Origin of the sequence: Microbacterium aurum (genome assembly GCF_016907815.1) — a bacterium.
GTDB lineage: Bacteria > Actinomycetota > Actinomycetes > Actinomycetales > Microbacteriaceae > Microbacterium > Microbacterium aurum.
In genome coordinates this window covers 2059565-2084490 of the sequence record NZ_JAFBCQ010000001.1, presented here as the reverse complement: position 1 = coordinate 2084490, position 24926 = coordinate 2059565, and the positions used below count along the sequence as shown (strand labels likewise).

Sequence of the window (24926 nt, the reverse complement as noted above, 5' to 3'; positions counted from 1 at the left end):
CCTCAGGCTACGCCGCGGGCGTCGCGGCGGGGAGCGCCCGGGCGATGGCGTCGCCGGTCTGTGCGGTCGTGCGGGCGGATCCGTCCCGGGCGGCGATATCGGCTTCGATGGCGCGGGTGACGCGCCGGGCCTCATCGGCGAGCCCGAGGTGATCGAGCATGAGTGCGATGGATCCGATGGCGGCCGTGGGGTCGGCCTGCTGGGTCCCTGCGATGTCGGGCGCTGAGCCGTGCACGGGCTCGAACATCGAGGGGAAGACGCCGTCGGGATTGATGTTCCCCGATGCGGCGAGGCCGATGCCTCCGGTGACGGCGCCGGCCAAGTCGGTGAGGATGTCGCCGAAGAGGTTGTCGGTGACGATCACGTCGAAGCGGCCCGGGTTCGTGACCAGATAGATGGTGGCCGCGTCGACGTGTGCATAGTCTACGGTCACGTCGGGGTGCTCGGATGCCACGGCGTCCACGATCCGCTTCCACATGCCGCCGGCGTGCACCAGCACGTTGGTCTTGTGCACGAGGGTCAGTTTCTTCCGGCGCTTCTCCGCCTGCGCGAAGGCGTAGCGGACGACGCGCTCGATGCCGTAGGCCGTGTTGACCGAGGTCTCGTTGGCGACCTCGTGCGGCGTGCCGGTGCGGATCGAGCCGCCGTTGCCGACGTACGGCCCCTCGGTCCCCTCGCGCACGACGACGAAATCGATCTCGCCGGGGTCGGCGAGCGGACCTGGCGCCCCCGGGTACAGCCTCGACGGGCGGAGGTTCACGTAGTGGTCGAGTGCGAACCGCAGCTTCAGCAGCAGGCCGCGCTCGATGTTCGCATCCTTCAGGCGCGGGTCGCCGGGCACGCCGCCGACAGCGCCCAGGAGGATGACGTCATGGCTCGCGATCGCCGCGAGGTCATCGTCAGTGAGCGTGTCGCCGGTCTCGAGGTAACGCGCCGCGCCGAGCGAGAACCGCGTTTTCTCGAAGGTGACGCCGGAGTCGCGCGTCACGGCATCCAGGACCTTCTCCGCCTCGGCGACGACTTCGGGACCGATGCCGTCGCCCGGGATGACGGCCAGCTTGATGACGCGCGACATGGATCTCCTCGTGCTCACAGAGACCGCGCGAGGCGTGCCGATCAGTGCTCGGCGTGCGCGGTGCGGGACCCCTTCAGCGTAGTGGCCGCGATGACCGCTGCGATGCCGACGAGGACGGCGCCGATCACGGCCGTGATGCCCACCCCGGCGTCGAACGCGTGCGCTGCCGCGGTGCGGAGGGCCTCGGCGGTGGCGGGATCGAGCGTGTCGGCGACGGTCACCGCGCCCGCGAGGGTCTCGCGCGCGGCATCCGCGGCGTCGCCGGCCACGCCCGCCGGCAGCACGATTCCGGTGCGATACGCGGCGGTGAGGATGCCGCCGAGCACGGCCGTGCCGAGGACGGCGCCGAGCTCGTACGCCGTCTCGGAGACCGCGCTGGCGGCCCCCGCCTTCGCGGGCGGGGCGCTCGCGAGGATGAGGTCGTTCGAGACGGTCTCGGCGGCCCCGATGCCGATGCCGAGCAGCGTGAACGCGCCGATCAGCAGCGCGAGCGCGCCGTCGCCGACTGCGAGCGGGACGAGGAGGTACGCGACGACGGAGAACGCCAGCGCGACGGGGACGACGATGCGGGCCGACACGCACCGTGCGACGGGCACCACGAGCAGGCCCGAGATGATCATCGCGAGCATGCCCGGCACGAGCGCGAGCCCGGCGTTCATGGGCGAGAGCCCGACGATCAGCTGCAGGTGCTGCGCGACGAAGTAGAGAAACCCGACGAGCGCGATGACGCTCAGCAGGTTGACCAGGAGCGCGCCGCTGAAGGTGCCGCGCGAGAAGAGGCGCATGTCGAGCATGGGCTGCTTCGCGGCGAGCTGACGACGCACGAACAGGATGCCGAAGAGGATGCCCGTCGCGGCGAGGATCACCGGCAGCGGACCGAACCCGTGGACCGCCACCTCCTTGATGGCGTACACGACGGGGACCATCGTGAGCATCGACAGGGCGATGCTCACCGGGTCGATGCGACCGGGGTGCGGGTCGCGGCTCTCCGGCACGAGGAGCGGCGCGAGGACGAGGAGCGGGACGAGCACGGGCACCGACATGAGGAAGACCGAGCCCCATGCGAAGTGCTCGAGCAGGAAGCCGCCGACGATCGGCCCGAGCGCGGCGCCGGCCGAGAACATCGAGGCCCAGACGGCGATCGCGAGGCGGCGCTGGTCGCGATCGGTGAAGATCGACCGCAGCAGCGAGAGCGTCGAAGGCATGAGCATCGCACCGAACACGCCCATCCCGGCACGGGCGGCGATGAGCCAGGCGGCGCTGGGGGCGAACGCGGCGAGCACCGAGACGGCGGCGAATCCGGTCGCGCCGATCAGCAGCATCCGGCGCCGGCCGAACCGGTCGCCCAGGGTCCCCATCGTCACCAGCAGGCCCGCGAGCACGAGCGGGTAGGCGTCGATGATCCACAGCTGCTGGGCGCTGGAGGGGTTCAGGCTCAGCGAGATGTCGGGCAGCGCGAAGCTCAGCACGGTGTTGTCCACCGAGACGAGCAGCACGGGCAGCATGAGGACGACCAGCGCCGTCCAGCCGCGCCAGCCGACCCGCTTCCCCTGAGCGTCGGCGAGGGTGATCTCTTCAGTCAAAGTCATGATATCTATACCGTCCAGCCGGTATAGTAACAGATGACCGCGTCCCGACGCGAGAGGATGGAGAACATGTCCCGCCCACCCCGTGCCCGCGAGAGCGTGCTCGACGCGTTCGAGGCGCTGCTCATCGCCGAGGGACCGAAGGCGGCGACGATGGATGCCGCCGCGCAGGCCGCCGGCGTCTCGAAGGGCGGCCTGCTCTACCACTTCGCGTCGAAGGAAGCGCTGGAGACCGCGTTGCTGGAGCGCATGGAGCAGCTCGCGCGCGAGGACGTCGCCGAGATGGAGGCGGAGCCCGAGGGCATCGTGTCGGCGTTCCTGCGGTCGTCGGTGATGGACGACTCCCCCATCGACCGCGCGCTCATCGCGGGATCGCGCCTCGCGCAGGGAGGCAGCGCGGCGGCCGTCGAGGCGCTGCGGCGCGTGCGCGAGCTGTGGGAAGAGGCGCTGCGTCCCCACACCCGCGACGAGACGGCGCTGCAGCTGGTGCTGCTCGTGAGCGACGGGCTCTACTTCAACAACGCCCTGGGCGTGCAGACCCCCGGCGCCACCGTCCCGGGGCCGGTGCCCGAGGGCGCCGCGATGGATGCCCTGATCGCGCTCGTCGAGGCATCCGCCCGCTGAGGACAGCCCGCGGCGCGGCCCGCCGCGGCAGGTCAGGCCTCGGTGATCTCGATCTGACGGAACAGGTCCGCGCCGACGGCCTCGCGCATCTGGTCGAGGATCTCGTCGGGCACGGGCTGGTCGACCGTAAGCACCGACAGCGCGCGGCCGCTGGCATCGGGGTGAGCGACGAACAGCCCCGCGATGTTGATGCCGGCCTCGCCGAGCTTCTGGCCGTAGATCGCGACGATGCCGGGACGGTCGGCGTAGCGCATGACGACGTGGTGCTCCTCGATCGGCACCTCGATCTCGTACCCGTTGATGCCGACGATCTTCGGCACCATGCGGGTGCCCGCGAGCGTGCCCGCGACCGTCAGCACGGTGCCGTCCGACAGCGTGCCGCGCAGGATCGTGATGTTGCGGTAGAGCGGGCTCTCCGCCTCCACGACCAGGCGCGTCTCGATGCCGCGCTGCTCGGCGAACAGCGGCGCGTTCACGTAGGAGACGTTCTCGCTGACGATCTTCGTGAAGATGCCCTTGAGCGCCGCGAGACGGTAGACGCTGACGTCGTAGGCGGCCAGCTCCCCGCGCACCTCGATGTCGAGGCTCGTGAGGGCGCTCGTCGCGAGGCCCGAGAACACCTGGCCGAGCTTCTCGACGAGGGCGATGCCGGGGCGCACGAACGGGTCGATGACGCCGCCCGCGACGTTGACGGCGTCGGGCACGAGGTCGCCCTCGAGGGCGAGCTTGACGGAGCGGGCCACCGAGATGCCGGCCTTCTCCTGCGCCTCGTCGGTGGATGCTCCGAGGTGCGGCGTCACGATCACGTTCGGCAGTGACAGCAGCGGGAAGGCGGTGCCGTCCTCCTTCGGCGGCTCGGACGTGAACACGTCGAGGCCGGCGCCCGCGATCTCGCCGGTGGTGAGCGCCGTGTACAGCGCCTCCTCGTCGATGAGGCCGCCGCGGGCGACGTTGACGACATACGCCGTCGGCTTCATGGCGCGGAACTGCTCCGCCCCGATCATGCCGGTCGTCTCAGGCGTCTTGGGCATGTGGATCGTGACGAAGTCGCTCTGCGCGAGCAGCTCGTCGAGCGACAGCAGGGTGACACCGAGCTGCTGTGCGCGCGCCGGGGTGACATACGGGTCGTACGCGACCACCGTCACGCCGAAGCCCTGCAGGCGCGCGGCGATGAGTGCGCCGATGCGGCCGAGTCCGATGATGCCGACGGTCTTCTCGAAGAGCTCCGTCCCGGTGAACGAGCTGCGCTTCCAGGCGCCGGCGGCCAGCGACGCGTGCGCGGCGGGGATGTGGCGGGCGAGACTCAGGATGTGTCCGACCGTGAGCTCGGCGGCGGAGATGATGTTCGACGTCGGCGCGTTCACGACCATGACACCCGCCGCGGTGGCGGCCTTGATGTCGACGTTGTCGAGGCCGACGCCCGCACGCGCGACGACCTTGAGGCGGGATGCCGCGGCGATCGCCTCGGCATCCACCTTCGTCGCCGAGCGGATGAGGATCGCGTCCGCGTCCGCGATCGCGGTGAGCAGCGCCGGGCGGTCGGTGCCGTCGACGTTGCGGACGTCGAAGTCGGGCCCCAGGGCGTCGATCGTGGCGGGAGAGAGTTCTTCGGCGATGAGGACGACAGGCTTGGACACGGCGGCAGACCTTCTGGAGTACGCGCGGGCGCGAGCGGGTGGAGTTCCACGCCGCACACCACCGGGAGGAGGCGGGGCGTGTCGGGACTCAGCCTACCGGGGCGCAGAGCGCGGTCCTGACCGTGTGACGCCGGCGGTCACGACCGCCACGACGTCGCGTCCCGGCGACTCAGCCGAGCATGGCTGCGCCGGCGACGGCGCTGTAGGCGACGATGTTCAGCCAGAACACCGCGACGACGGCGAGACCCGTCACCAGCACGAGGGCGAAGTGCCACCACACCCGGCGCCAGCCGAGCGCGAACGCGATGCCGAAGGCGATCAGCGGGAAGACGACCGCCAGCAGCAGCACGAACCAGCCGTAGGCGTTGAGCGACAGCGCTCCCGTGGCCTGCGCCACCAGGAAGTCGACGGCGTTCCACACCGCGTAGGCGTAGAAGAGCCCGAACAGCGCGGCGATCGTGACGACCGCCCACGTGGGCGTCTGCGGCGCGCGCCGCGGCGCGGCGGTCGTGTCGGCGGTCATTGTCCCACCGCTCCGATCATCACGAACGGCCACGGGACGAGGAGGGCGAGCCCGCCGATCAGCCAGACCAGCCGCAGCCACGGCTTCGACAGCCGCGTGAGCAGGTACACCGTCGCGAACCACAGCGCCGGCGCGATGACGGCGAGCCAGAAGGCGAAGCGATACCCGACGGGGCTCACGAGGAACTGCGCGGTGCCCTCCAGGCGCAGCCCACCGATGATCCAGCCGATCGTGAAGAGTGCGTAGACGCCGCCGAGGATGCCGAGGCTCACGAGCATGATGTTGCCGAGCGGCGCCGGCTCGCCCGGCATCGTCACCGTCCCGTCGGGCTCGATCCGGCCGACCTCGTCGCTGCCGCGTCCGACCGCGGTGTAGCCGTCCGGCAGCGCCACCGGATCTGCCGCGGGTTCCGGGTCGGCCGCGGGTCGGGTCCCGACGTCGAGCGTGGGATCGTCATCGCCGTCCCAGCTGAGGGCGTCGTCGTCGCGTCCGGTGCTCACCCGTTCAGCGTACCGGCGACCGCCGCCGCGGCGGCGGCGACCTGCTGCGGGTCGGTCGACGCTAGCAAAAGCCGAGAGCCCGGCCCCCTTGTGAGGGAGCCGGGCCTGGTGTGGCTTTCGCAAGCCTGCTCGGCGGATGTGCCGAGGATTGTGGGAGGTCAGCGCGCGGCGCTGCCCTCGGTGTAGTCGCTGTCCTGCTGCTTCCAGGCGAACAGGGAGCGCAGCTGCTTGCCGGTCGTCTCGATCGGGTGCTGCGCCTCCTTCTCGCGCAGGGCCAGGAACTCGGGGGCACCGGCATCCTGATCGGCGATGAAGCGCTCGGCGAACGCGCCGGACTGGATGTCGGCGAGGACGGCCTTCATGTTCTCCTTGACCGACGGGTCGATGACCCGGGGGCCGGAGACGTAATCGCCGTACTCGGCGGTGTCGGAGATCGACCAGCGCTGCTTGGCGATGCCGCCCTCCCACATGAGGTCGACGATGAGCTTCAGCTCGTGCAGGACCTCGAAGTAGGCAATCTCCGGCTGGTAGCCGGCCTCGGTGAGCGTCTCGAAGCCGTACTGCACGAGGTGGCTCATGCCACCGCAGAGCACCGATTGCTCGCCGAACAGGTCGGTCTCGGTCTCCTCGGTGAACGTCGTCTTGATGACGCCGGCGCGCGTGCCGCCGATCGCCTTCGCGTACGACAGCGCGGTCGCCCACGCGGTGCCCGAGGCGTCCTTCTCGACGGCGATGATGTCGGGGATGCCGCGGCCGGCGACGAACTCGCGGCGCACCGTGTGGCCGGGGGCCTTCGGGGCGACGAGGATGACGTCCACACCCTCGGGCGCGTCGATGTAGCCGAAGCGGATGTTGAAGCCGTGCGCGAAGGCGAGCGTCTTGCCCTCGGTGAGACGGTCCTTGATCGACTCGCTGTAGATGCCGCGCTGGTGCTGGTCGGGCGCGAGGATCATGATCAGGTCGGCCCACTCGGTCGCGTCGGCGACGCTCTTGACCTCGAAGCCGTCCTCGGTCGCCTTCGCGGCGGACTTCGAGCCGTCCTTCAGCGCGATGACGACCTCGACGCCAGAGTCGCGCAGGTTCTGCGCGTGCGCGTGGCCCTGCGAGCCGTAGCCGACGATCGCGACCTTCTTGCCCTGGATGACGGACAGGTCGGCGTCGGCGTCGTAGAAGATCTCAGCCATGTGTGTGTTTCTCCTTCGTGATGGTGTGGGAAGTCAGTTGCGCAGAACGCGTTCGGTGATGGACTTTCCGCCGCGGCCGATGGCGACCATGCCGGACTGGGCGAGCTCTTTGATGCCGAACGGCTCGAGGGCGCGCAGCAGCGCGTCGACCTTGCCGCGGTCTCCGGTGACCTCGACGACCAGCGCGTCGGTCGCGTAGTCGACGACGGAGGCGCGGAACAGGTTCACCACCTCGATCACGTTCGAGCGCGTCTGATTGTCGGCACGCACCTTGATGAGCATGTGCTCGCGCTGGACGGATGCCGCCGGCTCCAGCTCGACGATCTTGATGACGTTCACGAGCTTGTTCAGCTGCTTGGTCACCTGCTCCAGCGGCAGCGCGTCGACATCGACGACGACCGTGATGCGCGACAGTCCCGGCACCTCGGTGACGCCCACCGCGAGCGAGTTGATGTTGAAGCCGCGACGGGCGAACAGCCCCGCGACGCGGGTCAGCAGACCCGGCTTGTCCTCGACGAGGAGGCTCAGCACATGAGTCGACATCTCAGTCCTCCTGGTCGAAGCTCGGGGCGTGGTCACGCGCGTACTGGACGTAGCTGTTGCTGACGCCCTGCGGCACCATCGGCCACACCATCGCGTCGGCCGAGACGACGAAGTCGATCACGACGGGGCGGTCGTTCGTGGCGAGCGCGGTCGTGATGGCGGCATCCACGTCCTCCTCCTTCTCCACGCGGATCGCGAGGCACCCGTAGGCCTCGGCGAGCTTCACGAAGTCGGGGATGCGGACGGTCCCGGCGCCGGTGTTGAGGTTGGTGTGCGAATACCGGCCGTCGTAGAACAGGGTCTGCCACTGGCGGACCATGCCGAGGCTGGAGTTGTTGATGATCGCGACCTTGATCGGGATGTTGTTGATCGCGCAGGTCGCGAGCTCCTGATTGGTCATCTGGAAGCAGCCGTCGCCGTCGATCGCCCACACATCGCGGTGCGGCTCGGCGACCTTCGCGCCCATCGCGGCGGGCACCGCGTAGCCCATGGTGCCGGCGCCGCCCGAGTTCAGCCACGCGTTCGGGCGCTCGTACTTGATGAACTGCGCCGCCCACATCTGGTGCTGGCCGACGCCCGCGGCGTAGACGCCCTCGGGGCCGGTCAGCTCGCCGATGCGGGAGATGACGTACTGCGGCGACATGAGGCCGTCGCTCGGCTGGGTGTAGCCGAGCGGGAACTCGGTGCGGAGCCCGTCGAGGTAGGACCACCACTCCGCGATATCGGGAGCCGCTGCGGACGTCGCGGCACGGAAGGCGCCCTCGAGGTCGACGAGCACGTCGCGCACATCGCCCACGATCGGCACGTCCGCGGTGCGGATCTTCGAGATCTCCGCGGGGTCGATGTCGACGTGCACGACCTGGGCGTGCGGGGCGAACAGCGCCGCCTTGCCCGTGACGCGGTCATCGAACCGGGCGCCGAGGGCGACGATGAGGTCGGCCTCCTGGAGCGCCAGGACGGCGGGCACGGTGCCGTGCATGCCGGGCATGCCCAGGTGCTGCGCGTGGGAGTCGGGGAAGGCGCCCCGCGCCATCAGCGTCGTCACGACCGGCGCGCCGGTGGTCTCGGCGAGCGTCAGCAGCTCGGCGGAGGCGCGCGCCCGGATGACCCCGCCGCCGACGTACAGCACGGGCTTGCGGGCCGCGGCCAGCAGCTGCGCGGCCGCCTGGATCTGCTTGCCGTGCGCCTTCGTCACCGGGCGGTAGCCGGGAAGGTCCACCTTCGGCGGCCACACGAACGGCGCCTCGGCCTGCTGCGCGTCCTTCGTGATGTCCACCAGCACGGGACCGGGACGCCCCGTCGAGGCGATCTCGTAGGCGGCCGCGATCGCGCCGGGGATCTCCGCGGCGTCCTTCACGAGGAAGGAGTGCTTCGTGATCGGCATGGTGATGCCGACGATGTCGGCCTCCTGGAACGCGTCGGTGCCCATGAGGTTCGAGAACACCTGACCGGTGATCGCGACGATCGGCACCGAGTCCATGTACGCGTCGGCGATGGCCGTGACGAGGTTGGTGGCGCCGGGGCCGGAGGTCGCGATGGCGACGCCGACCTTGCCGGATGCCGAGGCGTATCCCTCGGCGGCGTGACCGGCGCCCTGCTCGTGGCGCACGAGGATGTGACGGAGGTCCGTCGAGTCCATCAGGGGGTCGTAGACGGGGAGGATCGCGCCGCCGGGGAGACCGAACACGTCGGTCACCCCCAGCATTTCGAGCGAGCGGACGACCGCCTGCGCGCCGGTCAGCACCGGAGCGGCGGATCCTCGGGCGGGTGGACGCGGCACGGCCGCGGCGGTGTCGAGAGACATAGGGGTACCTCGGGTGTCGGATGCGTGTGAGGGCGGCTTCCTGCAGGGCGCGGCACTCCGGGCTCAGCCCGTGGTCGCGCCTTCGGCAGCGGAGCGCACGAGCTTGGAGTACTTGGCCAGAACGCCACGGGTGTAGCGCGGGGGAAGCGGCTCCCAGCCGTCACGGCGGGAGTTCAGCTCTGCGTCATCGACGAGTAGGTCGAGAGTGCGAGCCGCGATATCGACCCGTATCAGATCACCATCGCGCACGAAGGCGATGGGACCAGCGTCCACCGCTTCGGGTGCTATGTGGCCGATGCACAGGCCGGTTGTGCCGCCTGAGAATCGTCCGTCCGTCAAGAGTAGTACATCTTTTCCGAGCCCCGCGCCCTTGATGGCGGCGGTGATCGCGAGCATCTCACGCATACCGGGGCCGCCCTTGGGGCCCTCGTAGCGGATCACCACGACGGTGCCGGGCTCGATGCTCCCCTCGGCGAGGGCGTCGATCGCGGCGCGCTCGCGCTCGAACACCCGGGCGGGACCCTCGAACACGGCGGCATCGAACCCGGCCGTCTTCACGACGGCCCCCTCCGGTGCCAGCGAGCCGTGCAGGATCGTCAGGCCGCCGGTGGCGTGGATCGGGTTGTCGAACGTGTGGATGACCGTGCCGTCGATGGGGTCGGGGGCGAGCTCGGCGAGGTTCTCCGCGAGGGTCTTGCCGGTGACCGTCAGTGCGTCGCCGTGCAGGAAGCCCTCGTCGAGCATCGCCTTCATGATGACGGGGATGCCGCCGTGACGGTCGACGTCGTTCATGACGTACTTCCCGAACGGCTTCATGTCGGCCACGTGGGGCACCGTGTCGCCGATGCGGTTGAAATCGTGCAGGCTCAGCTCGACGTCGGCCTCGCGGGCGATCGCGAGCAGGTGCAGCACGACGTTGGTCGAGCCGCCGAGCGCCATCGCGAGCGCGATGGCGTTCTCGAACGCCTCCTTGGTGAGGATGTCCCGCGTCGTGATGCCCTGGCGGAGCAGGTTCACGACGGCTTCACCCGAGCGGTGCGCGAAGTAGTCGCGGCGACGGTCGGCCGACGGCGGCGCGGCCGAGCCCGGCAGGCTCAGCCCGAGCGCCTCGGCGACGGAGGCCATCGTGTTCGCGGTGTACATGCCGCCACAGGCGCCTTCACCGGGCGCGATCGCGCACTCGATGCGCTTGAGGTCGGCTTCGCTCATCTTGCCCGCGAGGCACGCGCCGACGGCCTCGAAGGAGTCGATGATGGTGACGTCCTTCTCGGTGCCGTCCGAGAGCTTCACCCAGCCGGGCGCGATCGAGCCGGCGTAGAGGAAAACGCTCGACAGGTCCAGGCGCGCCGAGGCCATCAGCATCCCCGGAATGGACTTGTCGCACCCGGCCAGCAGCACCGTGCCGTCGAGGCGCTCGGCCATGACGACGGTCTCGACCGAGTCGGCGATGACCTCGCGGCTCACGAGTGAGAAGTGCATGCCCTCGTGACCCATCGAGATGCCGTCCGAGACCGAGATCGTCCCGAACTGGAGCGGGTAGCCGCCGCCGGAGTGCACGCCCTCCTTGGCGCCCTGCGCGAGCCGGTCGAGGCTCAGGTTGCAGGGCGTGATCTCATTCCAGCTCGAGGCGATGCCGATCTGGGGCTTGTCCCAGTCCTCGTCGCCCATGCCGACGGCCCGGAGCATGCCGCGGGAAGTGGTCGCCTCGATGCCGTCGGTGACGACGCGGCTACGGGGTTTGATGTCGATGTTCGGATCGCTGGCAGGCATTCTCGAAGTCTATTCCCGCGTGCGGGTGCGCTCGTGCGCGAGCCGTACAAGCATCTCGGCCAGTTCTGGGATGCCCGCCACACGAACGGATGCCGCGGTCTCCCCCGCCCCGACACGCACGCCGACGTCGCCCGGCCCGAGCGAGCCGAGCGCGTCTTCGTCGGTGACGTCGTCGCCGGCGAAGAGCACGGCGGTCGCGCCGGTGTGGGCGCGCAGCCACGCGATCGCCGTGTCCTTGCCTTCCTCGCGGAAGGCGTACTCGACGATGTGGTGGCCGGTGCGCCGGCGCCAGTGCGGCGCCTGCGCCGCCATCAGCGCGTCCACGCGGGCGTGCAGCTCGGCGCGCTCGTCGGCCGGGACGGTGCGCGAGGGCACCGCGAAGCCGAACGTCTTGGGTTCGATCCACGCCCCCGGTACGCCGGCGACGAGCGCTTCCGCCTCGGCGCGCAGCCGGTCGCGCTCTGCCTGCTCGGCGGCCGTCGGCTCGCCGGCGGCGGGGTGACGCGTCCCGTCGGCGGGCGTCCAGTGCTCCGCGCCGTGGGAGCCGGCCAGCAGGAGGATGGAGTCATCGCCGTGCTCGGCGATGACGCGGAGGTCGGACAGGCTCCGGCCCGAGACGAGCGCGACCGTCGTGTCGGGACTCGACGCGATGGCGTCGACGGCATCCCGGGCCGCCGGGGCCATGCGGGCGCTCATGGGATCGTCGACGAGCGGAGAGAGCGTCCCGTCGAAATCCAGGGCGACGAGCAGCCGGTCGGCGCCGGCGAGGCTCGCGATGGCGTCGTCGATCGTCATCGGCTCCCCCGCACGGCGTCGAGGTCGGTGAGGAACCGGCGCGACCAGTCCGCGACGTCGTGGTCGCGCACCCGGCGACGCAGCGCCCGCATGCGACGCGCCTGCTCGGCGGGCGGCATCTGCACCGCGGTCATGATGGCGTCCTTGAGACCCTCGATGTCGTGCGGGTTCACCTTGACCGCCTGCGCCAGTTCGTCCGCCGCGCCGGTGAATTCGCTGAGCACCAGTGCACCGCGACCGTCGATGCGGCTGGCGACGTACTCCTTGGCCACGAGGTTCATGCCGTCGCGGAGGGCGGTCACGAGCATGACGTCGGCCGCGAGGTAGAGGGCCACCATCTCCTCGCGGGGATACGAGTGGTGCAGATACCGGATGGCGGTGTGGCCGACGGTGTCGTGGTCGCCGTTGATGCGCCCCACGGTCAGCTCGATCTCGTCGCGCAGCTGCATGTACGCCGCGACACGCTCCCGGCTGGGGCTGGCCACCTGCACCAGCGTGACGTCCTCGACGTCGAGGCGATGCTCGGCGAGCAGCTCCCCGTACGCCTTCAGTCGGTGCATGATCCCCTTGGTGTAGTCCAGGCGGTCCACCCCGAAGAGGATCGTGCGCGGGTTGCCGAGGCTCTCGCGGATCTCCCGGGCACGCTCCTGCACCTCGGGCCGACGGGCGATCTCGTCGTAGAGCGCGGCGTCGATCGAGATCGGATACGCCTTCGCCACGGCGCGGCGCTCCGAGCCGTCTGGCCCGGGGACGCGCACCACGCCCGATTTCGTCTCCAGTCCCAGCTGTCGGCGCACGGCGGTCGCGAAGTTCCCGGCATCCGTCGTCCGCTGGAAGCCGATGACGTCGGCGCCGAGCAGTCCCTCCAGCACCTGGCGACGCCACGGCAGCTGCGAGTAGATGCCGTATGCCGGGAAGGGAATGTGGTGGAAGTAGCCGATCACGACGTCGGGACGCAGCTCCCGGAGCAGGCGCGGCACGAGCTGCAGCTGATAGTCCTGCACCCACACCGTGGCACCCGGTGCCGCCACGGATGCCGCGGCGTGGGCAAAGCGCTCGTTCACCCGCACGTAAGCGTCCCACCACTCCCGGTGATAGGCGGGCGGCGAGATCACATCGTGGTACAGCGGCCAGATGGTGTCGTTGGAGAAGCCCTCGTAGTACTGCTCCACGTCCTCTGCGCTGAGCGTGACGGGCACGAGGGAGATGCCGTCGAAGGCGAAGGGCGCGACCTCGAGGTCGGCGGTGCCCGGCCAGCCCACCCAGGCTCCGCCGGTGGACTGCAGCACGGGCTCCAGCGCGGCGACCAGACCGCCGGGCGAACGGCGCCAGCCTCCCTCGGCATCATCGGAGTGGTCGACGGGAAGGCGGTTGGACACGACGATGACGTCGGCCTCGGCTGTGGTGTCGCTCACGCGGCTCCTCTCGGCAGGCGTGGTTCCAGGCTAACGTGGACGCATGCGCAAGTACCTGTTCGGGACCGGGATCATCTCCGCCGTGACGAGCGGACTGAGCTTGCTGCGCAGTGCGCGCGGTGATGTGCCGTTCACCTGGCGGCAGGCGCTTGCCTGGCTGAACTGGGGGATCACGCTCGCGCTCGCGATCGGCACGATCGTCGACACCCGCCGGGCGGAGCGCGGGGCGCTCATCGCAACCGACTCCCCCGTGCACGGCAAAGAGAAGAAGCTGCTGAAGCAGCGCGTGACGCGCTGAGGGTCAGCGCGGGCAGGTGCAGCGGTCGCCCGCCGCGACGCCCGCCAGTGCGGCGTCGATGTGCTCGCCGCAGCCGGCCCACGTCGTCTTGCCGCAGGTGTCGCAGCTCACCGGATAGCACATGAGGATCCTCCGTCGTCGTCGGTGACCATGCTAACCGCCGCGCGCCGGGCCTCAGCGCGTGAGGATGAGCGCCTCGCCCTGACCGCCCCCGCCGCAGAGGCCGACCGCAGCCGTTCCGGACCCGCGCCGCACGAGCTCGTGCACGGCGTGCACGACCAACCGTGCACCGGATGCTCCGATCGGGTGCCCGATCGCGATCCCGCCGCCGTGGATGTTGACGACGTCATCGGGCAGCCCCAGCTCGGACTGCGACCGCGCGACGACGGCCCCGAACGCCTCGTTGATCTCGACGAGATCGAGGTCGGATGCCGTGAGTTGCTGCCGCTGCAGTGCCTGTTCGATCGCGCGCGCGGGTTGGGCGTGCAACGAGTTGTCGGGACCGGCGACCTGTCCGGCGGCTCCCACCGCCGCCAGGACCGTCCAGCCGTTCTCGTCGGCGTGGGCACGCATGGTGAGCACGACCGCCGCGGCGCCATCGGAGATCTGCGACGAGTTGCCCGCCGTGATGGTGCCGTCCTTCGCGAACGCCGGGCGAAGCCCCGCGAGCGTCTCCACCGTGGTCTCGGGGCGGATCCCCTCGTCCACCGTGACGGTCACGGCCGGCCCCCGCCGCTGCGGGACCTCGATCGGGACGATCTCACCGTCGAAGACCCCCGCGTCGTATGCCGCGGCGGCCCGCTGGTGGGAGAGCGCCGCGACGCGATCCTGCGCGTCGCGGGTGATGTCGAACGACGGATTCAGTCGCTCCGTCGACGCGCCCATCGACTCCCTGTCGTAGGCGTCGGTCAGACCGTCGTACGCCATGTGGTCGAGCACCTCGACCGAACCGTAGGTCCAGCCGTCGCGCGAGCCCATGAGCAGGTGCGGCGCGCGCGTCATCGACTCCATGCCGCCGGCGACGACGACCTTCGCGTCGCCGGAGGCGATCATGCGCTTCGCGTCGATGATGGCCGTGAGGCCCGATAGGCACACCTTGTTGACGGCGGATGCCGGCACGTTCCACCCCAGGCCGCCGGCGATCGCGGCCTGGCGGGCCGGGTTCTGCCCTGACCCTGCGGGCAGGACCTGCCCGAGGATGACCGCGTCCACGGCATCCGCCGGGATGCCGCCCTGCGCGAGCGCGCCTGCGATGGCGAAGCCCCCCAGCTGCGGTGCCGTGAACGAGGCGAGCTGCCCCTTCAGCCGCCCCTGCGGCGTGCGGGCGGCGGCCACGATGACGATGTCGTCGGTGCTCATGCGATCTCCTTCAGGTGCTCGGCGATGATCAGCTCAGGTTCGGTGGCAGCCACGATCTCGTCCACCGTGACGCCGGGCGCCGTCTCGATGAGGACGAGCCCCTCGGGGGTGACGTCGATGACGGCGAGGTCGGTGATGATGCGGTCGACGACGCCGCGGCCGGTCAACGGAAGCGAGCAGTCGTTCACGATCTTCGCCGACCCGTCACGGGCGACGTGCTCCATCAGCACGATGACGGTGCCGGCACCGTGCACGAGGTCCATCGCCCCGCCGGGCCCCTTGACCATCTTCCCGGGGATCATCCAGTTCGCGAGGTCACCCGTGGCCGACACCTGCATCGCGCCGAGGATCGCGGCATCGATCTTTCCGCCGCGGATCATGCCGAAGCTCAGCGCCGAGTCGAAGAAGGCGGCGCCGGGGAGCGTGGTCACCGTCTCCTTGCCGGCGTTGATGAGGTCGGGGTCGACGTGATCCTCGGTCGGGTAGGGCCCGACGCCCAGGATGCCGTTCTCGGATTGGAGCACGACGGTGACGCCGTCGGGCACGTAGTTGGGCACGAGCGTCGGCAGGCCGATGCCGAGGTTGACGTACGAGCCGTCGGCGAGTTCGGCGGCGGCGCGGGCCGCCATCTCGTTGCGGGTGAGTGCCATCTCAGGCTCCTTCCGGGATGTCGCGCGAGAGTGCCTCAGCGACTGACACGGTGCGTCGCTCGATCCGCTTTTCGATGTCCGTGCCGACCTCGACGATGCGGTGCACGTAGATTCCGGGCAGATGGATGCTGTCGGGGTCGAGCTCGCCAGGGGCGACGAGCTCCTCGACCTGGGCGATGCACACCCGGCCGGCCATGGCGGCGAGCGGGTTGAAGTTGCGCGCCGACTTGTTGAACACGAGATTGCCGTGGGTGTCGCCGCGGAGGGCGTGGACGAGGGCGAAGTCGGTGACGATCGCCTCCTCGAGCACGTATTCGCGCTCGGTGCCGTCCGGCGCGAACGCCCGCACGTCCTTGCGGGGCGATGCGACGGCGATGCCGCCCTGCCCGTCGTACCTGCGCGGGAGGCCGCCCTCGGCGACCTGCGTGCCGACGCCCGTCTGCGTGTAGAAGGCGGCGATGCCCGCTCCCCCGGCCCGCAGCTTCTCGGCGAGGGTGCCCTGCGGCGTGAGCTCGAGTTCGAGCTCGCCGGAGAGGAACTGCCGCTCGAACTCCTTGTTCTCGCCGACGTAGGACGACGTCATCTTGCGGATGCGCTTCGCGTTCAGGAGCACGCCGAGCCCCCAGTCGTCGACGCCGCAGTTGTTGGACACGATCGACAGGTCCCGCGTGCCCTGCGCGAGGAGCGCCTCGATGAGCGCGATCGGATTGCCCGAGAGACCGAACCCGCCGACGGCCAGCGACGCGCCGTCCGGGATGTCGGCCACCGCCTCCGCCGCCGAGGCGTACGTCTTGTCGATCACGTGTCACTCCTTCGTCCACCGGCCACGTCGTCGTGCCTGTTCCCATCGTGCGCGCCGCCGGCGCCGCCGCGCACCCCGGCGCTTGCGATGTGGATGCCGAGCTGCGTACTGTCCACATCATGGACACCTCACCCGCCCGCACGATCCCCGGCGCCCAGTCCGTCGCGCGTGCGGCGGCACTGCTGCGACTCGTGACCGCAGCCGGCGAGGACGGTCTCACCGTCGCCGATCTCGCGCGCCGGGCCGACCTCACCCGCCCCACCACGCACCGGTTGCTCACCGCGCTCCGACACGAGGGGCTCGTGGATCAGGACGAGAGGAGCGGGCGATGGATGCCGGGACCCGAGCTCTACCTGATGGGCACCGTCGCGGCATCCCGCTACGACATCACGGCGATCGCCCGCGACATCGTGCGCTCGCTCGCGGTGCGGACGGAGGAGAGCGCGTTCCTCTCGGTGCGACGCGGAGATGAGACCGTGTGCCTCATCCGCGAGGATGGGGCGTTCCCGATCCGCTCGTTCGTCCTCTCCGAGGGCGTGCGGTTCCCGCTCGGCGTCGCCTCCGCGGGGCTCGCCATCCTCGCGTTCCTGCCTCCCCACGATGTGGACGCGTACTTCGAGCGGCATCCGGAGCTCGCCGAGCGTCACGGCGCCGCGCACGCCGAACCGCGCCTGCGTGCGCGACTGCGCGAGACGCACGCGCGCGGCTACGCGCTGAACCCCGGGCTCATCGTGGCCGGCAGCTACGGCATCGGCGCGGCGGTGTTCACCAGATCCGGGCACCCGCAGTGGGCGCTCAGCCTGACCGGCGTGGATTTCCGCTTCTCCCCCGAGCGCATTCCCGAGCTCGGCCGCGCGCTGCTGGCCCACGCTCACCAGCTGACGACCCGCGTCGCCGCCGGCACTCGCTGACCTACGCGACGGAGAGCGACAGCTGTGCGGTGACGAGCTCGGCCAGACGCGCGGCGCCCCGGCGACTGAGGACGACCGTGTAGTGGTTGAACTCCGGCCACGCGACGTGCTCGACCGCCGGGTACCGGGCGAGCAGCGCCGCCAGGTGCGCGGGTGGGTACAGTCCGGGCGTTTCGTTCTGCAGCCCGCGCGGGACGGTGACGAGCACGGTCGGCACGGCGAGGTCGTCGAGCGCCTCGGTCACGGTGGGGCGCGTGTTCATGTCGACGGTGTCCTCGACCGTGGTGGCATAGCTCGTGGCCGGGCGCAGTGCGGCCCCGCCGTCGGCGACGGGGACGAGGTCGTAGACGAGATAGTCCTCGAGCTCGGGCGACCAGTCCGCCGCGAAGGCCGGGTGATCGCGCCAGAAGCGCAGGTAGGCGGCGGTGTCGGCGAACCTCATCGACAGTCGCGCCGCCGTGGGGCCGAGGATGGCGGCCACCAGTTCGTCGGGACTGAGGTCGGCGGGCGCGGAGAGCGGCAAGCCGCCGTCGACGAGGAGGAGACGCCGCACGAGAGCAGGATGCCGGTGCGCGAAGACCACGGCGACGAACGCGCCCATCGAGTGGGCGACGACGAGGGCGGGAGCGATGTCGAGGTGAGCGCACACCGCGGCCAGGTCGTCGGCGTGCGCGGCCATGCCGGCCGGCCCCGCGACGGCGTTGCTCTGCCCGCGACCGCGCAGATCGGGAGCGACGATCCGCACGCCGGGGAGTTCCTCGGCGAGCAGCTGCCACGCCAGGTGCGACGAGGTGACGCCGTGCACGGCGAGGATCGTCGGCGCGTCGGGGGCGGCATCCCACACGCCCACCCGCAGCACGCCGCCGGCGACGGGGACGTCGACGGCTCGCGCGGTGCGGGCCGTCATCGCGCCGTCCACCCGCCGTCCATCGTGTAGCTCGCGCCGGTGACCATCCCGGCGTGGTCGGAGACGAGCCAGCCGGCCAGCGAGGCCACCTCCGCAGGCTCGATCAGCCGCTTCACGACGGTCTCGGTGAGCATGATCTTCTCGACCACCTCCGACGCGTCGATGCCGTGGAGCTTCGCTTGGTCGGCGATCTGCTTCTCGACGAGCGGCGTGCGCACGTACGCCGGGTTGATGCAGTTGCTGGTGACGCCGTGCGGGCCGCCCTCGAGCGCCGTCACCTTCGACAGCCCTTCCAACGCGTGCTTGGCGCTGACGTACGCGGATTTGAACGCGCTCGCCCGCAGCCCGTGCGCGCTGGAGATGTTGACGATGCGCCCCCACCCGCGCTCGTACATGCCGGGAAGGACGGCGCGGATGAGGAGGAACGGCGACTCGACCATGAGCCGGTGCATGAACCGCCAGCGGTCAGGCTCGAACTCGGGGATCGGGGCGACCGTCTGCACCCCGGCGTTGTTGACGAGGATGTCGGCGTGCAGGTCGAGATTCTCCTGCGCGGTGGTGTCGGAGAGGTCCGTCACCCACGCCTCCCCGCCGATGTCGGATGCCGCGGCCTGCGCCGCCTCGGCGTTGAAGTCCGCCACCACGACGTGCGCGCCGCGGCCGGCGAACTCGCGCGCGCACGCGAGACCGATGCCGCTGGCTCCGCCGGTCACGATCGCCCGCCTGCCGGCGAGATCCTGCTCAGTCATGGGTTCGTCCCTTTCCGTTCGTCGCCGTCAGCGCGTTGCGGATGAACCGCATCATGCTGTCGATCACGTCGTCGCCGATCTCCGCCGGCGGACGGCCCTCGCCGTCACGCTCCCAGAGCAGATACCGCATGCCGATCAGCTCGCCGGCGCCCATGAGCGCCCAGGCGGTCACCTCCGGGTCGAGCGCCGCATCGACGTCGCCGTCGGACTGCGCGGCGCGCAGCCCCGCCTCGTAGCCCTCGACGATGCGGGTGTAGTGCAGTCTCAGCATCTCCGGCGACACGAACTCCGCCTCCCGCACGACCCGGTACAGCGCCGGGTGGGCCGCGGTGAAGCGGAAGAACCCTTCGAATCCGGCGCGCTCAGCGTCGATGCGGTTGGCCGAACCGGCCATCGCCTCGGCCATCGAATGCCGCACGCGTCGGTTGAGGTCGACCACCAGTTCCTCGAAGATCTGCTGCTTGCTGTCGAAGTAGAGGTAGAACGTGCCGAGTCCGATCCCGGCCCGCTCGGTGATCTTCACGATCGACGCCTCGTGATACCCGAGATCGGCGAAGACCTCCTCCGCCGCCTCGAGGAGCTTGCGGCGCGTCGCCTCACCGCGCTTGGTGAGCGGCTTTCCGGTCGCCGACAGCGCGGCACCGGGCTCTGCCACGGCGCTGCGTCCGAACGTCTCAGCTGTGCTCATGCGCGATTTCCCTCCACCAGACGTGCGGCACGCTCCCGCAGGCGCGAGCGTGCCAGTTTCTCGATCGTCGACCGCGGCAACTCGTCGACGAACACGACGCGCACGGGAACCTTGAATCCGGCCAGTTCCGCCCGCGCATGAGCGAGGACCTCGTCCTCGCCGAGCAGCGCACCCTCGACCCTGACCACGAACGCGACGCCCCGCTCGCCCCACACGTCATCGGGCACGCCGACGACGGCGGCCTGCGCGACGGCGGGATGCAGTTCGAGCGCGCGTTCCACCTCGGCGGGCGCGACGTTCTCCCCGCCGGAGATGAAGATGTCCTTCAGACGGTCGACGATGCGATACACGCCCTCGCCGTCGCGGTGCACGATGTCTCCGGTGCGGAGCCACTCCCCCTGACGCACGCGCGCCGACGCGGCCGCATCGTGGAGGTAGCCGGCGAAGACGCTCGGCCCGCGCACCCACAGCTCCCCCGTCGCGACGCCGTCGAGCACGAGGCCCGTGTCCGGGTCGGCGATGCAGACATCGACGTGCGGGTACGGCCGCCCGACGGCACCGGGATGGCGCGTGGATTCCGATGCCGGCAGGCACAGCACGTTGGGCGCCGCCTCGGTCAGGCCATATCCCTGCGTGAGCGGGATCCCCGCCGCCGCCCAGCGCGCGGCGAGCTCCGGCGGGGTCGTCGCGCCGCCCACCAGCGCCTGCCGCAGCATCCCGCCGGCGACGTCGGCGAACGCGGGGTCGTCGGCCAGCAGCCGGTATTGGGTGGGGACGCCCATCATGGCCGTCACCCGCCGATCGACGAGCAGCTGCAGAATGCGCTGCGGCTGGAAGGAGCGCTCCAGCACGACCGTGGCGCCGACCCACCAGGCCAGCAGGGGTTGGCAGTTCCAGGCCGCGACGTGGAACTGCGGCAGCATCGACAGCACGACGTCGTCGCCGGTCAGCTGCGCCGCGCCCGCGAGCGCGAGGTTGTTCCAGAAGCAGTTGGCGTGGGTGAGCACGACGCCCTTGGGTGCCGACTCACTACCGGAGGTGTAGATCACCAGCAGCGGGTCGTCGTCGCGCACCCCGCGCGCCGGCGTCGGCGCTCCCGGACGGGGCGGCACGCCCGCCTCGATGCCCGTCGTCCCCAGCAGCGCCATCGTCGGCGGCGTCGCGACGCGCCGCAGCACCTCTGTCGCGACGCCGATGTACTCGTCCTCGACGAGCACGAGAGCCGGAGACGACTGCGTCAAGACCTCGCTCAGCTCACGGGAGGACAGCCGCCACGACAGCGGCACGAACGCGACGCCGGCCTTGGCGCACGCGAAGAACACCACGACGTGGTCGATCGAGTTGCCCGAGATCGTCGCGATGCGGTCTCCCGGGCCGTACCCGGCGCGGCGGAGCGACAGGGCCAGCTCCCGTGCCCGGTCCTCGAGGTCGGCGTACCCGATGCGCACACCGCGATCGTCGATGGCGATGTGGTCCGGCGCGCTCGCCGCGCGATCGGTGAGCCAACGGCCGAGCGTGTGCGGCCCGTCGGCGCCGAGGCCGGTCGGGTCGTTCATCCGCGCACCTCCGCCGGCTGAGGCTCGCCCGTCGCGGTGTCAGCGGCATCCTGCGCATCGGCGAGCTGCCGCAGCTGCGAGCGCGTGCGTTCGCCGCGACGACGGCGCACCCACGCGTCGATCGTGCCGGCGATGCCGCCCGGCAGGAACATCACGACCAGGATGAACAGCACCCCCAGCAGGAACAGCGGCTCCGACAGCGGGATCCGCAGCACATCGGGCAGGCCCGCGATCGCGTCGGACCGCGCCAGCACCGTGAGGCGCTGGTCGAGGATCGTGTAGAGCACACCGCCCACGATCGCACCCCAACGGAACCCGACGCCACCGAGCACGACCATGACGAGCACGGTGATGGTGAGGTCCGCGCCGACCGTGCTGGGCTGGGTGCCCGACTGCAGCAACATGTACGCGATGCCGGCGAGCGAGGCGCACAGGGCCGCGACGACGAAGACGATGAGCTTCGCGGTGTAGGGGCGAAGACCCAGCACCTGCACGCGCAGCTCGTTCTCGCGCGCCGCCTGGGCGAGGTGACCGAGCCGGGAGCGGTCGACCCACAGCACCACGAGGTACACCACGACGAGGACGACGAGCGTGAGCCAGTAGAGATTGCGGGTGTTCACGACGCCGACCAGCCAGTCGGGCACGTGCTCGACGGGCAGCCGCAAACCCTCTTCACCGCCGGTGACCGCCTGGTTGCGACGGACGAGCACCGAGCCGGCCTGCGCGAAGGCGAGGGTGACCATCGCGAACGGGATGCCGCTGACCCGCATCGAGATCGCCCCGGTGAAGGCCGCGATCACGAGTCCGCCGACGAGCGCGATGAGAGCTCCCGGCCACAGCGGCACGCCGAGGTACTTCAGGGCGAGCCCCAGCCCGTAGGCCCCGGCGCCGAAGTACAGCGCATGGCCGAACGACAGCATGCCGGAGGTGCCCAGCAGCAGGTTGTACGACAGCGCGAGGGCCGCGAACACCATGCACAGCGACAGCAGCGCGAGCGTGCCGGGGGTGTAGGTCGGTCCGGGCAGGATGCCGGGGAGCTGGATGTTCAGCAGGGGCAGCACCGCCATCATGACGACGAGTGCTGCTCCGACGACGAAGGGCAGGGAGCTGCCGGTGCGGCCCGGAACGAGGGTGGGGACGCCGGTGGTGACGGTCATGCTTTCCTCCCCATGAGGCCGCGGGGCCGTACCAGCAGCACGACGGCCAGCAGGACGACGACGATGAAATCGCCGGTCCCGCCGAGATACACGTTGGCGAACTGCTGCAGGACCGCGACCAGCACCGACGCGATCGCGGCTCCCGTGAGCGAGCCGAGGCCGCCGATGACGGTGACGATGAACGCGAAGATCAGCAGGGTGGCACCGAGGTGCGCCGAGACGAACGTCGTGTAGTGCATCGCGAGCACGCCGCCGATGCCGGCCGCGGCACCGCCGATCGCGAAGACCAGCGTGAAGCTCTTGCGCACGTCGATGCCGAGCGCCGTGACCATCGCCCGGTTCTCGACACCGGCGCGGATGATCATGCCGTAGCGCGTCCGCTTCAGGAACAGCACGAGGGCGCCGAGCACGAGCGCCGCCGCCAGCATGAGCACCCAGTAGGTGTTCGGGATGCGGGCGCCGAGCACCTCGGTCGTTCCCTTGAGCCACGGGGGGCCGGCGATGTTGACGGCATCCGTCCCCCAGATCCCCTCGAACAACGCCACCGCGGCGAAGGAGAGACCCACCGTGACGAGGACCTGCTCGATGTGCCGCTCGTACAGCGGCCGGATGAGGATCAGCTCGGTGAGCGTCGCGAAGATCGCCCCGACGGCGGCGCCGACGAGGATCGAGACGAGGAACGATCCCCACGATGCCGTGCCGAGCGCCTGTGCGACCTGCCACCCGACGAAGGCGCTCAGGGTGAGGAAGGCGCCGTGCGCGAAGTTCAGCACGTGCATGAGGCCGTAGATGAGACTGAGGCCGGATGCGACCAGGAAGTAGAGGGCGCCGAGGCCGACGCCGGTGAGGAGGATGAGGACGACGCTGCTCATGCCGACGCGCTCCGCTCGCTCTGCGCCTTGCCCGGGTGGGAGGCGCCCGGGTGGGTCTCGGCGCTGACGCCCAGCAGGCGCGTGGTCAGCGCCTCGTCGTCGAGGATCTCCCGGGCGCTGCCGGTGTGCACGACGCGACCGCCCGCGATGACGACGGCGTCGTCGGCGAGGCGGCGCACCACCTCGAGGTTCTGCTCGACGAGGAGAATCGGGACGACCTTGGCCGCTTCGGCGAGGGCGTCGGCGACCTGGCTGACGATCTTCGGCGCAAGACCCTTCGTCGGCTCGTCGACGAGAAGGATGCGGTTCTCGTTGAGGAGCGCCCGCGCGACCGAGACCATCTGCTGCTGGCCGCCGGAGAGCGTGCCTGCCAGCTGCCCGCGCCGCGCGACGAGGTCGGGGAAGAGCTCCGCGACGAACTCGCGCCGCGGCGAGCGGTCGCGTTCGGCCAGCGCGAGGTTCTCGGCGACCGTGAGACCGGCGAAGACCTCGCGGTCCTCGGGCACATAGCCGACGCCGCGCTGCACGATGCGATGGGTCGGCAGGGTGTCGATCCGCTCCCCCGCGAGGGTCACTTCGCCCTGCCGGTGGATGAGGCCGAGGATGCCGCGCAGGGTCGAGGTCTTGCCGACGCCGTTGCGACCGAGGACCGCGGTGATCCCGGTGGGTGCGACCGACAGCGAGACGTCCTCGACCACCTGCTGCCCTGCGATCGACGCGGACAGGTGCGACACGGTGAGGATCGGGGCGCTCATGCGGCCGCCGTCCCGAGGTACGCGCTCTGCACGAGGGGGTCGGCCATGATGCGCTCCGGGGTGTCGAACGCGATGATCGAGCCGGCGTACATGACGGCGACCTTCGCCACGAGACCCATGAGGACGTCGATGTGGTGCTCGACCATGAGCACCGTGCACTGCGTGTCGCGCTGCATGTCGCGGATGTTCGCCACGAGGCCCGGCACATCTCCCGACGCCACGCCGGCCATCGGCTCGTCGAGCAGCACGACCTCGGCATCCGTCGCGAGAAGCACCGCGATCTCGAGCTTGCGCTTGTCGCCGTGCGAGATGTCGCCGGCGGCGGTGTCGAGCTTGTGCGTCAGACCGACTTTGACGAGCTGCGCGAGGGCGAGCTCGGTCGCCGGGTCGCTGCGACGCGGAAAGCGCAGCAGCGAGTAGTTGCCGCCCAGGCGTGCCTGGGCCGCCAGTCGGACGTTCTCCAGCACGCTCAGGCGAGGGAACAGGCTGGAGGTCTGGAACGTGCGCCCCAGTCCCGCCCGCGCCCGCTGGGGCACGGACGAGCGGGTGATGTCGTCGCCGTTCATCAGGATGCGGCCCGCGGTGGGACGGGCGACTCCGGAGATCACGTTGAACAACGTGGTCTTGCCGGCGCCGTTCGGCCCGATCACGCCGACGATGCTGCCGGGCGCGATGTCGAGGTCGACATCCTTCAGGATGGTGGCTCCGCCGATCTGCAGGCCGAGGCCTTCGATCTTCAGCGCGGACGGGACTGGGGTGCTCATGG

Annotated in this window: 26 protein-coding genes; 3 read left to right on the top strand and 23 right to left on the bottom strand. The window is 70.5% G+C overall.

Going from position 1 to position 24926, the window contains the following annotated elements; all coding sequences use genetic code 11:
• Positions 1-7: 7 nt before the first annotated feature.
• Both JOD60_RS10345 and JOD60_RS10340 read right to left on the bottom strand, forming a co-directional pair.
• Positions 8-1075, bottom strand: coding sequence for a 3-isopropylmalate dehydrogenase (locus JOD60_RS10345; protein ID WP_076690536.1), 1068 nt, complete (start codon positions 1073-1075; stop codon positions 8-10).
• Between the two features lie 41 nt (positions 1076-1116).
• Positions 1117-2664, bottom strand: coding sequence for an MFS transporter (locus JOD60_RS10340; RefSeq protein WP_076690535.1), 1548 nt, complete (start codon positions 2662-2664; stop codon positions 1117-1119).
• 66 nt (positions 2665-2730) lie between these two features.
• Between JOD60_RS10340 and JOD60_RS10335 the strand changes: the two genes are divergently transcribed.
• Entirely contained in the window at positions 2731-3285 is a 555-nt protein-coding gene (locus JOD60_RS10335; protein WP_076690534.1) for a TetR/AcrR family transcriptional regulator, read from the top strand.
• A 32-nt stretch (positions 3286-3317) separates the two neighbouring features.
• Here JOD60_RS10335 and serA read toward each other — a convergent pair whose 3' ends face one another.
• The 9 genes from serA to JOD60_RS10290 form a co-directional block, all read right to left on the bottom strand.
• Entirely contained in the window at positions 3318-4922 is a 1605-nt protein-coding gene (gene serA, locus JOD60_RS10330; RefSeq protein WP_076690533.1) for a phosphoglycerate dehydrogenase, read from the bottom strand.
• 169 nt (positions 4923-5091) lie between these two features.
• The gene (locus tag JOD60_RS10325; RefSeq protein WP_076690532.1) at positions 5092-5445 is read right to left on the bottom strand and encodes a bacitracin resistance protein; all 354 of its coding nucleotides are present in this window, start codon (positions 5443-5445) and stop codon (positions 5092-5094) included.
• On the bottom strand, positions 5442-5945 hold the full coding sequence (locus tag JOD60_RS10320; RefSeq protein WP_076690531.1) for a DNA polymerase III subunit gamma/tau: 504 nt from the start codon (positions 5943-5945) through the stop codon (positions 5442-5444). The genes JOD60_RS10325 and JOD60_RS10320 overlap by 4 nt, the downstream gene beginning before the upstream one ends.
• Before the next feature lie 158 nt (positions 5946-6103).
• Positions 6104-7129, bottom strand: coding sequence for a ketol-acid reductoisomerase (ilvC, locus tag JOD60_RS10315; RefSeq protein ID WP_076690530.1), 1026 nt, complete (start codon positions 7127-7129; stop codon positions 6104-6106).
• Between the two features lie 33 nt (positions 7130-7162).
• Complete coding sequence (gene ilvN, locus JOD60_RS10310) at positions 7163-7672, bottom strand: acetolactate synthase small subunit (RefSeq protein ID WP_076690529.1); 510 nt, start codon at positions 7670-7672, stop codon at positions 7163-7165.
• 1 nt (position 7673) lies between these two features.
• Positions 7674-9476, bottom strand: coding sequence for an acetolactate synthase large subunit (locus JOD60_RS10305; protein WP_076690528.1), 1803 nt, complete (start codon positions 9474-9476; stop codon positions 7674-7676).
• Between the two features lie 63 nt (positions 9477-9539).
• Positions 9540-11246, bottom strand: a complete 1707-nt coding sequence (gene ilvD / locus JOD60_RS10300; RefSeq protein WP_076690527.1) for a dihydroxy-acid dehydratase — start codon at positions 11244-11246, stop codon at positions 9540-9542.
• 9 nt (positions 11247-11255) lie between these two features.
• Positions 11256-12041, bottom strand: a complete 786-nt coding sequence (gene otsB / locus JOD60_RS10295; protein ID WP_076690526.1) for a trehalose-phosphatase — start codon at positions 12039-12041, stop codon at positions 11256-11258.
• On the bottom strand, positions 12038-13456 hold the full coding sequence (locus JOD60_RS10290) for an alpha,alpha-trehalose-phosphate synthase (UDP-forming) (RefSeq protein WP_076690525.1): 1419 nt from the start codon (positions 13454-13456) through the stop codon (positions 12038-12040). The genes otsB and JOD60_RS10290 overlap by 4 nt, the downstream gene beginning before the upstream one ends.
• 43 nt (positions 13457-13499) lie before the next feature.
• Between JOD60_RS10290 and JOD60_RS10285 the strand changes: the two genes are divergently transcribed.
• Complete coding sequence (locus tag JOD60_RS10285; RefSeq protein WP_076690524.1) at positions 13500-13754, top strand: hypothetical protein; 255 nt, start codon at positions 13500-13502, stop codon at positions 13752-13754.
• 3 nt (positions 13755-13757) lie between these two features.
• Here the strand turns inward: JOD60_RS10285 and JOD60_RS17395 are convergent, their stop codons facing one another.
• Genes JOD60_RS17395 through JOD60_RS10270 form a run of 4 tightly spaced genes read right to left on the bottom strand, consistent with a single transcriptional unit; the run spans position 13758 to position 16565 of the window.
• Positions 13758-13877: a DUF8730 family Cys-rich protein gene (locus JOD60_RS17395; protein WP_502709214.1), complete on the bottom strand. Its 120-nt coding sequence runs from the start codon at positions 13875-13877 to the stop codon at positions 13758-13760.
• A gap of 51 nt (positions 13878-13928) precedes the next feature.
• Positions 13929-15113, bottom strand: coding sequence for an acetyl-CoA C-acetyltransferase (locus JOD60_RS10280; protein ID WP_076690523.1), 1185 nt, complete (start codon positions 15111-15113; stop codon positions 13929-13931).
• Positions 15110-15763 (bottom strand): 3-oxoacid CoA-transferase subunit B, encoded by a 654-nt coding sequence (locus tag JOD60_RS10275; RefSeq protein ID WP_198159155.1) that lies wholly within the window; start codon positions 15761-15763, stop codon positions 15110-15112. The genes JOD60_RS10280 and JOD60_RS10275 overlap by 4 nt, the downstream gene beginning before the upstream one ends.
• Before the next feature lies 1 nt (position 15764).
• Positions 15765-16565 carry a CoA transferase subunit A gene (locus JOD60_RS10270; RefSeq protein WP_076690522.1) on the bottom strand — a complete coding sequence of 267 codons (801 nt, stop codon included), beginning with the start codon at positions 16563-16565 and terminating at the stop codon, positions 15765-15767.
• 119 nt (positions 16566-16684) lie between these two features.
• Between JOD60_RS10270 and JOD60_RS10265 the strand changes: the two genes are divergently transcribed.
• On the top strand, positions 16685-17476 hold the full coding sequence (locus tag JOD60_RS10265) for an IclR family transcriptional regulator (protein WP_076690521.1): 792 nt from the start codon (positions 16685-16687) through the stop codon (positions 17474-17476).
• A 1-nt stretch (position 17477) separates the two neighbouring features.
• On the opposite strand, the gene JOD60_RS10260 is transcribed toward JOD60_RS10265, so the two are convergent.
• The 8 genes from JOD60_RS10260 to JOD60_RS10225 are packed head-to-tail and all read right to left on the bottom strand — an operon-like array spanning position 17478 to position 24924.
• Positions 17478-18383, bottom strand: a complete 906-nt coding sequence (locus JOD60_RS10260) for an alpha/beta fold hydrolase (protein WP_076692171.1) — start codon at positions 18381-18383, stop codon at positions 17478-17480.
• Positions 18380-19132, bottom strand: a complete 753-nt coding sequence (locus JOD60_RS10255; protein WP_076690520.1) for a 3-hydroxybutyrate dehydrogenase — start codon at positions 19130-19132, stop codon at positions 18380-18382. The genes JOD60_RS10260 and JOD60_RS10255 overlap by 4 nt, the downstream gene beginning before the upstream one ends.
• The gene (locus JOD60_RS10250; protein WP_084201981.1) at positions 19125-19820 is read right to left on the bottom strand and encodes a TetR/AcrR family transcriptional regulator; all 696 of its coding nucleotides are present in this window, start codon (positions 19818-19820) and stop codon (positions 19125-19127) included. The genes JOD60_RS10255 and JOD60_RS10250 overlap by 8 nt, the downstream gene beginning before the upstream one ends.
• Positions 19817-21376 (bottom strand): class I adenylate-forming enzyme family protein, encoded by a 1560-nt coding sequence (locus JOD60_RS10245; RefSeq protein ID WP_076690519.1) that lies wholly within the window; start codon positions 21374-21376, stop codon positions 19817-19819. The genes JOD60_RS10250 and JOD60_RS10245 overlap by 4 nt, the downstream gene beginning before the upstream one ends.
• Complete coding sequence (locus JOD60_RS10240; RefSeq protein WP_076690518.1) at positions 21373-22533, bottom strand: branched-chain amino acid ABC transporter permease; 1161 nt, start codon at positions 22531-22533, stop codon at positions 21373-21375. The genes JOD60_RS10245 and JOD60_RS10240 overlap by 4 nt, the downstream gene beginning before the upstream one ends.
• Positions 22530-23405, bottom strand: coding sequence for a branched-chain amino acid ABC transporter permease (locus JOD60_RS10235; protein WP_076690517.1), 876 nt, complete (start codon positions 23403-23405; stop codon positions 22530-22532). The genes JOD60_RS10240 and JOD60_RS10235 overlap by 4 nt, the downstream gene beginning before the upstream one ends.
• Positions 23402-24160: an ABC transporter ATP-binding protein gene (locus JOD60_RS10230; RefSeq protein WP_076690516.1), complete on the bottom strand. Its 759-nt coding sequence runs from the start codon at positions 24158-24160 to the stop codon at positions 23402-23404. The genes JOD60_RS10235 and JOD60_RS10230 overlap by 4 nt, the downstream gene beginning before the upstream one ends.
• Positions 24157-24924, bottom strand: coding sequence for an ABC transporter ATP-binding protein (locus JOD60_RS10225; RefSeq protein ID WP_076690515.1), 768 nt, complete (start codon positions 24922-24924; stop codon positions 24157-24159). The genes JOD60_RS10230 and JOD60_RS10225 overlap by 4 nt, the downstream gene beginning before the upstream one ends.
• Between the last annotated feature and the right edge of the window lie 2 nt (positions 24925-24926).

Excerpts from the sequence above, each read along its gene's own strand:
- JOD60_RS10345 (WP_076690536.1), bottom strand. The coding sequence starts at position 1,075 with ATGTCGCGCGTCATCAAGCTGGCCGTCATCCCGGGCGACGGCATCGGT.
- JOD60_RS10340 (WP_076690535.1), bottom strand. The coding sequence starts at position 2,664 with ATGACTTTGACTGAAGAGATCACCCTCGCCGACGCTCAGGGGAAGCGG.
- JOD60_RS10335 (WP_076690534.1), top strand. The coding sequence starts at position 2,731 with ATGTCCCGCCCACCCCGTGCCCGCGAGAGCGTGCTCGACGCGTTCGAG.
- JOD60_RS10325 (WP_076690532.1), bottom strand. The coding sequence starts at position 5,445 with ATGACCGCCGACACGACCGCCGCGCCGCGGCGCGCGCCGCAGACGCCC.
- ilvC (WP_076690530.1), bottom strand. The coding sequence starts at position 7,129 with ATGGCTGAGATCTTCTACGACGCCGACGCCGACCTGTCCGTCATCCAG.
- ilvN (WP_076690529.1), bottom strand. The coding sequence starts at position 7,672 with ATGTCGACTCATGTGCTGAGCCTCCTCGTCGAGGACAAGCCGGGTCTG.
- JOD60_RS10305 (WP_076690528.1), bottom strand. The coding sequence starts at position 9,476 with ATGTCTCTCGACACCGCCGCGGCCGTGCCGCGTCCACCCGCCCGAGGA.
- ilvD (WP_076690527.1), bottom strand. The coding sequence starts at position 11,246 with ATGCCTGCCAGCGATCCGAACATCGACATCAAACCCCGTAGCCGCGTC.
- otsB (WP_076690526.1), bottom strand. The coding sequence starts at position 12,041 with ATGACGATCGACGACGCCATCGCGAGCCTCGCCGGCGCCGACCGGCTG.
- JOD60_RS10285 (WP_076690524.1), top strand. The coding sequence starts at position 13,500 with ATGCGCAAGTACCTGTTCGGGACCGGGATCATCTCCGCCGTGACGAGC.
- JOD60_RS17395 (WP_502709214.1), bottom strand. The coding sequence starts at position 13,877 with ATGTGCTATCCGGTGAGCTGCGACACCTGCGGCAAGACGACGTGGGCC.
- JOD60_RS10280 (WP_076690523.1), bottom strand. The coding sequence starts at position 15,113 with ATGAGCACCGACGACATCGTCATCGTGGCCGCCGCCCGCACGCCGCAG.
- JOD60_RS10275 (WP_198159155.1), bottom strand. The coding sequence starts at position 15,763 with ATGGCACTCACCCGCAACGAGATGGCGGCCCGCGCCGCCGCCGAACTC.
- JOD60_RS10265 (WP_076690521.1), top strand. The coding sequence starts at position 16,685 with ATGGACACCTCACCCGCCCGCACGATCCCCGGCGCCCAGTCCGTCGCG.
- JOD60_RS10260 (WP_076692171.1), bottom strand. The coding sequence starts at position 18,383 with ATGACGGCCCGCACCGCGCGAGCCGTCGACGTCCCCGTCGCCGGCGGC.
- JOD60_RS10255 (WP_076690520.1), bottom strand. The coding sequence starts at position 19,132 with ATGACTGAGCAGGATCTCGCCGGCAGGCGGGCGATCGTGACCGGCGGA.
- JOD60_RS10250 (WP_084201981.1), bottom strand. The coding sequence starts at position 19,820 with ATGAGCACAGCTGAGACGTTCGGACGCAGCGCCGTGGCAGAGCCCGGT.
- JOD60_RS10245 (WP_076690519.1), bottom strand. The coding sequence starts at position 21,376 with ATGAACGACCCGACCGGCCTCGGCGCCGACGGGCCGCACACGCTCGGC.
- JOD60_RS10240 (WP_076690518.1), bottom strand. The coding sequence starts at position 22,533 with ATGACCGTCACCACCGGCGTCCCCACCCTCGTTCCGGGCCGCACCGGC.
- JOD60_RS10235 (WP_076690517.1), bottom strand. The coding sequence starts at position 23,405 with ATGAGCAGCGTCGTCCTCATCCTCCTCACCGGCGTCGGCCTCGGCGCC.
- JOD60_RS10230 (WP_076690516.1), bottom strand. The coding sequence starts at position 24,160 with ATGAGCGCCCCGATCCTCACCGTGTCGCACCTGTCCGCGTCGATCGCA.
- JOD60_RS10225 (WP_076690515.1), bottom strand. The coding sequence starts at position 24,924 with ATGAGCACCCCAGTCCCGTCCGCGCTGAAGATCGAAGGCCTCGGCCTG.